This window comes from Kitasatospora sp. NPDC005856, assembly GCF_040629945.1.
Lineage (GTDB): Bacteria > Actinomycetota > Actinomycetes > Streptomycetales > Streptomycetaceae > Kitasatospora.
Genome location: NZ_JBEXWT010000211.1, coordinates 1 through 2368, shown reverse-complemented (window position 1 = coordinate 2368; position 2368 = coordinate 1). Strand labels below are relative to the sequence as shown.

Genomic DNA, 2368 nt, shown 5'->3' with positions numbered 1-2368 from the left:
GCCCGCGGCGCGCGCGGGGCGCGCCCCCCCGTCGCGCCGGGCGCCGCCGGGGGGGGGGGGGGGGCGGGGGGGGGGGGGGCCCCGGCCCCCCCCCCCCCCCCCCCCCACGGCGTGGGGAGGGTCCAGAGGCGGAACGGGTTGCCGCCGGACCGGGCGGTCAGCGGTTCACCGCCCGCATGCCGTCCTCGTCGTAGCGTTCGCCCGCTGCTTCGGGCAGCTCGGCGTCGATGCGGGCCAGGTCGTCCGCGGTGAGCTCGATGTCGACGGCGCCCGCGTTCTGGTCCAGGTAGGTGCGGCGCTTGGTACCGGGGATCGGCACCAGGTCCTCGCCGCGGGCCAGGACCCAGGCGATCGCCAGCTGGGCCGGGGTGACGTCCTTCTCCGCGGCGATCTGCTTCACCTTCTCCGCGAGCTTGAGGTTGGCCGCCAGGTTGGCCTCGGTGAAGCGCGGGTTGGTGCGGCGGAAGTCGTCCCGCTCCAGCTCGTCCGGGGAGCTGAAGCGGCCGGCGAGGAAGCCGCGGCCGAGTGGGGAGTACGGCACGAAGCCGATGCCGAGTTCCCGGCAGACGGGGAGCACCTCGGCTTCCACGTCGCGGGTCCAGAGCGAGTACTCGCTCTGGACGGCGGTGACCGGGTGGACGGCGTGGGCGCGGCGGATGGTCTCCGCGCTCGCCTCGCTCAGCCCGATGTACCGGACCTTGCCCTCGGCGACCAGTTCGCCGAGGGCGCCGACGGTCTCCTCGATGGGCACGTTCGGGTCGACCCGGTGCTGGTAGTACAGGTCGATGCGGTCGGTGCCGAGCCGCGCGAGTGAACCGTGGACGGAACTGCGGACGTGCTCGGCGGAGCCGTCCTGGCGGCCCACGGTCGACATGTCGCCCGGTACGGCGCCGTCCATCCGGTAGTTGAACTTCGTGGCGATCACGTACTCGTCGCGGTGTCCCCGGATGGCCTCGCCGACCAGGGACTCGTTGGTGAGCGGTCCGTAGACCTGCGCCGTGTCGAGGAAGGTGATGCCGAGGTCGAGGGCGTGCCGGATGGTCGCGGCGGCCTCGTCCTGGTCGGCCGTGCCGTAGAAGGCGGACATCCCCATGCAGCCGAGGCCGATGGCCGACACCTGGAGGTCCCGCAGACTGCGCTGTCGCACGTGAGGTTTCCTTCGTCTCGTCCCTGCCGTGGCCCGGCGCCGTGGTGGCGCCCCGGTCGGGGCGACCGGTCGGCCCCGTCTCCTCGGAGAGGACCCTACGGCGCCGGGGTCCTCCGGAGGCGGACCGGCGCGGCCGGATGCGGGCGCCGGTGCAGGGCGGGTACACAGGCGTGGTCCTCCCCGACTCTTCCGGAGGTCAGGGCGAGGCGGCGGTGCCTCCGCCCGACGCGGGCGGAGGCACCGTGCCCCGGTCAGACCGGGAGCGACCAGTACTGGTTGGCCTGGTGGCTGCCGCAGGTCCAGAGTTCCAGCGCGGTGCCGTTGGCAGTGCTGCCACCGGTCACGTCCAGGCAGAGGCCGGTGGTGGTCAGCGTGCCGTCCGGCGTGGCGGTCCACTGCTGGAGCGAGCTGCCGGTGCAGGTGCTGAGCACCACCGCGCTTCCGGCTGAACTCCCCTTGGCGGTCAGGCACTTGCCGAGGGTGCGGACGGTGCCGTCGGCGTTCCTGGTCCAGTGCTGGTTGGCGTTGCCGGTGCAGTCGTAGATGATCACCGGGTTGCCGTCCGCGGTGCCGCCGGCGCTGTCGTCCATGCATGTGGCACCGTTGCCGGTGAACTGCCCGGTCGGGACGGGGCGACAGGGCGAGCAGCGCGGCGGAGAGGACGCCTGCCGCGAGCCGGCGTCGGGACGTGCGGAAGAGTGGCACGGCGAACTCCAAGCGTGGGGGCCTGAGGAGGAGTGCGCACCTAGTGCACTATCACTGCGCATTCATATCAATAGAGCCCGCCAAAACCTCAACTTCGAGCAGATGGCGAACAGGTGGCGTCATGCTCCCGGCGCTGTCGGCGCGAAGCGGTCGGCACCGACGGCCCAGCGGCCGCGGCGCATGACGGCGACGAGGTCGTACGTGTCGGAGTCGAGCACGACGAGGTCGGCGAGCCTGCCGGTCTCCAGTGAGCCGATCGAGTCGCTCAGGCCGAGCAGCCGGGCGGGGGTGGCGGACAGCGACTCCACTGCCTGCGGCAGCGTCAACTTCCCCATGGTCAGGGACCGTTTGAAGACCCGGTCGAGGGTGAGGGTGGAGCCGGCGATGGAGCTGCCGTCGGGGAGCATGGCGACGCCGTTCCTGACCTCGACCTGGAGGGGGCCGAGGGGGTAGAGGCCGTCGCCCATGCCGGCGGCGCCCATGGCGTCGGTGATCAGGGCGACGCGGTTCGCGCCG

General features: G+C 72.7%; 3 protein-coding genes. All 3 read right to left on the bottom strand.

What is annotated here, in order from left to right; all coding sequences use genetic code 11:
• Positions 1–157: 157 nt before the first annotated feature.
• Positions 158–1147 carry an aldo/keto reductase gene (locus tag ABZ449_RS41995; protein WP_360357412.1) on the bottom strand — a complete coding sequence of 330 codons (990 nt, stop codon included), beginning with the start codon at positions 1145–1147 and terminating at the stop codon, positions 158–160.
• 251 nt (positions 1148–1398) lie between these two features.
• Positions 1399–1914 (bottom strand): RICIN domain-containing protein, encoded by a 516-nt coding sequence (locus tag ABZ449_RS41990; RefSeq protein WP_360357409.1) that lies wholly within the window; start codon positions 1912–1914, stop codon positions 1399–1401.
• Between the two features lie 57 nt (positions 1915–1971).
• Positions 1972–2368 (bottom strand): amidohydrolase family protein (locus tag ABZ449_RS41985; RefSeq protein ID WP_360357407.1); only part of this gene is annotated, 397 nt, incomplete at its 5' end.